The 6,171-nt window shown below is 43.0% G+C and carries 5 protein-coding genes, 2 tRNA genes and 1 pseudogene; 7 read left to right on the top strand and 1 reads right to left on the bottom strand.

What is annotated here, in order from left to right:
- Positions 1 to 21 precede the first annotated feature (21 nt).
- The 7 genes and pseudogenes from D1Z90_RS18985 to D1Z90_RS19015 all read left to right on the top strand — a co-directional run.
- Entirely contained in the window at positions 22 to 1,398 is a 1,377-nt protein-coding gene (locus D1Z90_RS18985) for an MATE family efflux transporter (protein WP_119912374.1), read from the top strand.
- On the top strand, positions 1,349 to 2,479 hold the full coding sequence (locus D1Z90_RS18990) for a DUF3080 family protein (protein WP_119912375.1): 1,131 nt from the start codon (positions 1,349 to 1,351) through the stop codon (positions 2,477 to 2,479). Before D1Z90_RS18985 ends, D1Z90_RS18990 begins: the two co-directional genes overlap by 50 nt.
- A 98-nt stretch (positions 2,480 to 2,577) precedes the next feature.
- On the top strand, positions 2,578 to 3,630 hold the full coding sequence (locus tag D1Z90_RS18995; RefSeq protein ID WP_158587193.1) for an acyltransferase family protein: 1,053 nt from the start codon (positions 2,578 to 2,580) through the stop codon (positions 3,628 to 3,630).
- Between the two features lie 22 nt (positions 3,631 to 3,652).
- Entirely contained in the window at positions 3,653 to 4,774 is a 1,122-nt protein-coding gene (locus tag D1Z90_RS19000; RefSeq protein ID WP_119912377.1) for a hypothetical protein, read from the top strand.
- Positions 4,775 to 4,895: 121 nt separating this feature from the next.
- Positions 4,896 to 4,972, top strand: a tRNA-Val gene (locus D1Z90_RS19005).
- A gap of 6 nt (positions 4,973 to 4,978) precedes the next feature.
- Positions 4,979 to 5,055: transfer RNA gene (locus D1Z90_RS19010), tRNA-Val, on the top strand.
- Between the two features lie 89 nt (positions 5,056 to 5,144).
- A pseudogene (locus tag D1Z90_RS19015) lies at positions 5,145 to 5,568 on the top strand (transposase); the annotation flags it as partial.
- Between the two features lie 22 nt (positions 5,569 to 5,590).
- Here the strand turns inward: D1Z90_RS19015 and D1Z90_RS19020 are convergent.
- Positions 5,591 to 6,001: a hypothetical protein gene (locus D1Z90_RS19020; RefSeq protein WP_119912378.1), complete on the bottom strand. Its 411-nt coding sequence runs from the start codon at positions 5,999 to 6,001 to the stop codon at positions 5,591 to 5,593.
- Positions 6,002 to 6,171 lie beyond the last annotated feature (170 nt).

Below are 6,171 nucleotides of genomic sequence, written 5' to 3' on the forward strand. Positions count from 1 at the left end.
CTTTTATATTTTGGAGTTATTTTGCAACACTACTTCCAACAAGTTAAGCAACTCGTGAAGTTAACTTGGCCTATTTTAATCGCTCAAGTCGCAATGACAACCATGGGCTTTATTGACACCGTGATGGCAGGTAACGTCAGCGCAACTGACATGGCCGCTGTTGCTGTCGCTTCCAGCTTTTGGGTACCAGGCATATTATTGCTACAAGGGCTGACGATGGCCGTGGTGCCAATTGTATCGTCACTCAACGGCGGCAAAAAACGCAGCCAAGTTCCTTTTACTGTTATTCAAGCGCTATGGCTAGCTGGGGCAATGAGCATTTTGCTAATGTTTATCTTGTATCAAAGCTCACAGCTATTTCATTACCTGGATATTGAACCCGAATTAGCACGCCTGGCCGAAGGCTATTTACATGCTGTTATCTGGGGCATGCCGGCTTTTGCGCTGTATTTGGTGTTGCGTAATTTTTGCGAAGGCTTGTCTCGCACCGTGCCTTCTATGGTCATTGGGTTTGTCGGGTTGGCCGTCAACATTCCCGCCAACTACATCTTTATATTCGGTAAATTTGGCATGCCGGCTTTGGGCGGCGTAGGTTGTGGCGTCGCCACGGCAATCGTTTACATAGCAATGGGTTTAAGCATGCTAGCCTATGTACTGATAGACCGCGAGTTAAAAGCGCTGCATCCTTTTAAACGATTTATTGCGCCCAATGTTAAACAAATCAAACGCCTGTTTGTATTGGGCTTTCCCATTGCAGCCGCGACATTTTTTGAAGTGACCTTGTTTGCAATGGTTGCCTTGTTATTGGCGCCGCTGGGAGCAGACATAGTGGCCAGCCACCAAGTGGCTATCAACTTTTCTTCCATCATTTTCATGATCCCGTTAAGCATTGGCATGGCGGTATCGATTCGCGTCGGACATTGTTTAGGGGCAAGAGATCCCCAGCAAGCCAAACTTGCCGCTAATAGCGCGTTAGGATTTGGTTTAGTGGTGGCACTTTTTACCGCTTGTTTTACCTTGTTTCTGCGCCACGAAATTGCCGGCTTTTATACCAGTGATACGACGGTTGTCACGCTGGCTGCCCATCTGTTGATGATTGCCACTATATATCAGTTTTCTGACACGCTACAGGTTGTAGCAGCCGGTATTTTACGGGGTTATAAAGATACTCAAGTGATTCTTTACATTACGTTAGTGGCTTTTTGGCTGATCGGTTTCCCGATTGGCTACGTTTTATCTCTTACAGACTGGCTTACCCCTGCTATGGGAGCACAAGGCTTTTGGATTGGTTTTATATCTGGCCTGACTTCTGCTGCAGTGATGTTATGCTTGAGATTAAAAACGAATTATGACAGAACCCTGGCTCACTCACATCATAAAATTCCTTCTCGCGGCTAGCGTTGTAGCCGTCACCTCGGCTTGCTCTCCCGCAGAGCAAGCCATGTTTACAGAATACAATGAACGCTTAGCTCGGGTACTCGATACACAAACCGGCGCAAGTGAAAGCAGCAAATCAGATTTACTTCCCGCCAATTGGCCCAGCCGAAAAGAGCTGTTTCAGTCAAACGCTGCGCCAACCATCAGTGTCATTGAGCTACTCGCTTTACCCGATTGCGGGTTAAAATATCTGATTAGTCAACGTAATGAGATTTTGGCTAAACACATGAACACGGCAGCGCAATTACATTACGAAATAGACATGATAGTGGCTTTAAAGCGGTGCCAGAATGAGTTCGCAAATAAAATGACGAGCGCGGATATTAGTTTACTGACTAAAATCGAAGCAGAAAAACAACAGAACATTACCGGTCACTTCCTAAATTTACTCTTTGCTGAGCCAGAAACCCACCTTGCACTCAAGCCCATTACAAAAACGGTTGCAGGTCGCAGTCACCAACATGAACAAGACGTTATCGAAGCATTTGATTATTTTAAAGGCTTGTCTTTGTTGGTCTCAAACCTACAGCAAGGGACAGATATTACCTTAGAACAAAGGGCAACATTTTCCCTTGAGCATACCCAACAAGCCCTATCACGGTTATATAACAACCGCTATTTTTCAGAGTTAGTTTTTAGTATGCAGTTTGCCAAAACTCAATTAGCCCAGGCTACCTTGTACATACAAACCGTCAGCGATAACAACCATTGCCAACAATTTAGCAAACAAAAGATAGCTATTTTAAAAAATGTGCTGATGCTTTTTTATATACAGCAGCAGCAACCGTATATGGTTGAGTTAATTCAATCTTACCAACAGATACGAGCAGCCGTAATCGGTAGTTTACTCACCCAAACTAACCTTACCCCAAAACAGAGCCAGGTGGTCATTTATTACAACTCAGGGATAGATATCGAGCTCAAAAAGAGCAGCCAAGAGCACGCTCGCGCCTGGCAAACATTGCTGAAACAATGCAATATTCAAACCCAAAGCTTAGTCTCAGGAAGGAAGCTGAATACTTTGCAATCAGTTGTTGAGTGATTTTTGTTTAGCGAGTCACAAAACTGTGGTTCGCCAAGTTGCCCAAGGATAGACTCATGTAACATAGGCAAAAAATTAACTCTTGTTTAAGGATGAACATGAGATTTGACTCACTCGATGGTATCCGAGGCTTAGCGGCTTTGGCGGTTGTGCTGTTTCATATACAACCCACTTTCCCCGGCTATTTAGCCGTGGATTTATTCTTTATTCTTAGCGGCTTTGTCCTCAGTTTTCGCTATTTCGATAGCACTCGAACCCGAGATCTCAGCCTTGCCGACTTTGTGGTAGCGCGACTTAGTAGGCTCTACCCATTACATTTTTTCACCTTGTTGGCTATTCTAGCGGTTTACCTCTGGTTTGACAGTTTTCCGGCTAGCGGCGAAGGTTATACCTTTACCTTTATTCTCAATCTTCTTTTGATTCAAAACACAGGCATCAGCAATTGGTGGCTGGCTTGGAATGAGCCTAGTTGGAGTATCAGTGTTGAGTTATGGGTTAACATTATCGTGTTTGCTTACCTTGCGATAAAATGCAATACGCTAACACTATTATTGCTTTCACTTTGCAGCTACATCTTGTTATTAGCTAACAATCAGCACTTAGACCTGCATATCCATATGATGTTCAACTTCATCAATACTGGACTGCTACGCTGTTTTGCCGGGTTTTTCCTTGGCATGGTGTTATTTAGGATGTATCAAAGGATCCGAGTGTTCGACGTCATAAAACCTACATGGCAATGGTTTGTAACGTTTTCAATCCTTGAAGTAGCCGCTTTTGCTGCCAGTGCATACCTTTTATTTATCCCTGGTAAACAAACCATCATGGATTACAACGCACCGTTTGCTTTTGCCGCATTGGTGCTGATTTTTTCATTCCAATTGGGAATATTGAGTAAAGTCATAAATCTAACTCGGCTGACGGTCTTGGGCACCCTATCGTTTTCTATTTACCTGAACCATTTCTGGGTGTTAGCGATGATGAAGCATTTGCACATTCCCCATTACGGCTTTAATAGCGAAGTGGTCATCAATGTGTTTTCAATTTTATTACCGATTTCCATCGCCACCTATTATTTGATTGAAAAGCCAGGTCAAGCATACAGCCGCAAGCTATATGCTCACGTTAAACACCATTTCAAACCAATTTAGATTTCCAAGGAAGGAGATAACATTGAACGCAAGTAATCGCTGGTACCAAGTTGCCAGCCAAGACAAGTACCACTATTTGTATTTGGTACTGATTGTATTGGCAACGACCATCATTTTTTACACACCATATTGGTTAGATGGTACGTTTGATATCATTAAACGTCACTGGGACGGTCCTAATTACGCCTACGTGGCTTTTACTTTATACGACATACCCGACAACCATCCCTTCACCCCTTATAAGACCACGGCTGCTTACTTTGCTTGCCACCTGCCCTTTTATCCAGTGTTTATTAAGCTGTTCTCGTTTATGGGTTATTCCAACAGCATGCTGTTTACAACCATGCTGTTCACTATGGCGGCCAGCGTTACTCTCTACACCCTGTTAAAAGAAACCGGCGTGGTAAAAAGTGCGTTTTGGTCTTCTGTGGTGGCCTTGTTTATTCCATTTCGTTACATCATTAGCCAACACATTGGCGCGACTGAACCGGCATTCTTATTTCTTACTTTTGCCTCTATGCTGGCCTATCACAGGCAGCAATACTTTCTGGCATTTTTGCTTGCGGGCTTTTCCGGTATTACACGCATTGTCGGTATTTTGATTGGCGGTGCCTACTTTTTAATGCTTGCGAAAGAGAAGAAGCTGTGGAAATACATTCCTCTTTTAGCCTTGATCCCTTTGCCACTGCTACTGACATTCACCTTCTATCATTTCCAATATGGTGATTTTTTTGCCTACTTCAGCTGGAACTCTAAGCTTTTAGCAGACGCGCCTTTCACCTTATTTGAGCATTTTAACGAAACCAACAAACGTCACAGCGCCGAGCTACACCTGATTATGTACGCGGTATACGGCTTGGGCGTGGCTATGCTGTGGAATATTAACAAGGTGTTCTTTTGGTATGCCCTAACTCATTACGTATTTGCGCTGTTTATTTTTCACGATGACGTTAGCCGCTACTTAATTCCGCTGGCACCTTTTGCATTGGTTGTAGCTTACGATCAAATTCTGCAAAAAACGGCCGCAAAAATAGCGTGTATTCCTATTTTCATTTTGGGTTACGTGTATACCTGGGGCATGATCCCACACAACGTGATTGTTGAATGGGTGTATGAGAATGTACTTAAAGTGATTGGCAGTTAACGAGTTGTTCTTTAATTGAGCGAGTGCTGTTTAAACTGTGCGCAACCAAGCCAAAAATGGAAAAAAAACCTTGCGGCTAAATGCGTGTTTGATAAACTAGCGCTCGCTTTGAAGGCACAATACAACCGTAGCTCAGTTGGTTAGAGCACCACCTTGACATGGTGGGGGTCGGTGGTTCGAATCCACTCGGTTGTACCAATATATACTCGCGTAGCTCAGTTGGTTAGAGCGCTACCTTGACATGGTAGAGGTCGGTAGTTCAAATCTACTCGCGAGTACCAAACATAAAAAAGCCCGCTGATTAGCGGGCTTTTTGCTTTTCTAGAATAGATATATTCCTATTTGCTTTTCCCATTGTGCTTGTCATGTGAAGCTAAGATTACTCAGCGAGTCTTGCCCAGAGTGTCAGCCAAAAATACGCCTTTATAAAGCTAGCAAGGCATTAGGAAATTGCCGCGGCTTCCATGATTAACTACTTTCCTGAATTAGGCTATATCAGCAACAAAGAAGCCATTTCATTGCTCGGGGTCGCACCTATGAATAAAGAGAGTGGTCGTTATAAAGGACAGCGAAAAATCCAAGGTGGACGACATCAAGTCCGAACTGTTTTATACATGGCAATGATGTCTGCTATTCAATCAAACCCTGTTTTCAAAGCAACGTATCAACGCCTTGTTGCAGCAGGGAAACCCAAAAAAGTAGCGATTATTGCATGCATCAGAAAGATGATTGTTATCTTAAATTCAATGCTGCGGAATGGAGCGTTATGGGAAGCGCCAAAAGTGGTAAATTAACTATTGACGCCATAGTCTCTTGTTAGGTGATATTTTTATATACCACTTCTACTTCTCCCAATATGTCAGTTTTAGACATAGATAGGAACATATGCTCTAGTGTTGAATAATAAACTACTAATAACTTATTAGATTCCCACTCTAACCTTATTTCAGCTCCACAAGTTGCAGTAAATAAATAATGGTGATGAATACTCTGTTCCGTTTCGACACTGAATGGAATTTTCTCAGGACTAACTGCCACACGTTGTTTACACCAACCAGTAACACCACTCTTCATTGCAACATAGTATGTAGCTATATACTTTTTATTGGGAGAAGCAAGTTGCTCTTCAATTTCAAATGATGATCTACTGGAGAACACCACAAGTAAATAAAGAAAAGATATACATAAAGTTATCGCTCCGATACCTGATAAAAAACGTGAAATCACTACATCACCTAGACATAATGATTCCCTGTGCACAGGGTCGACCTCCTGCATTTATCGTGGGTTAGCTAGGCCAGTGCCACACTGTTAGGTAAACGCCATAACAGATACAGGAGATCGACATGAATAATCCTAGCACCCTTTTTATCGGCCTAGACGTACACAAAGAAACC

It is taken from the genome of Motilimonas pumila (assembly GCF_003596335.1).
GTDB lineage: Bacteria > Pseudomonadota > Gammaproteobacteria > Enterobacterales > CBDFNC01 > Motilimonas > Motilimonas pumila.

Bases quoted from the DNA above. Each gene is read 5' to 3' on its own strand.
- D1Z90_RS18990 (WP_119912375.1), top strand. From the start codon at position 1,349: ATGACAGAACCCTGGCTCACTCACATCATAAAATTCCTTCTCGCGGCT.
- D1Z90_RS18995 (WP_158587193.1), top strand. From the start codon at position 2,578: ATGAGATTTGACTCACTCGATGGTATCCGAGGCTTAGCGGCTTTGGCG.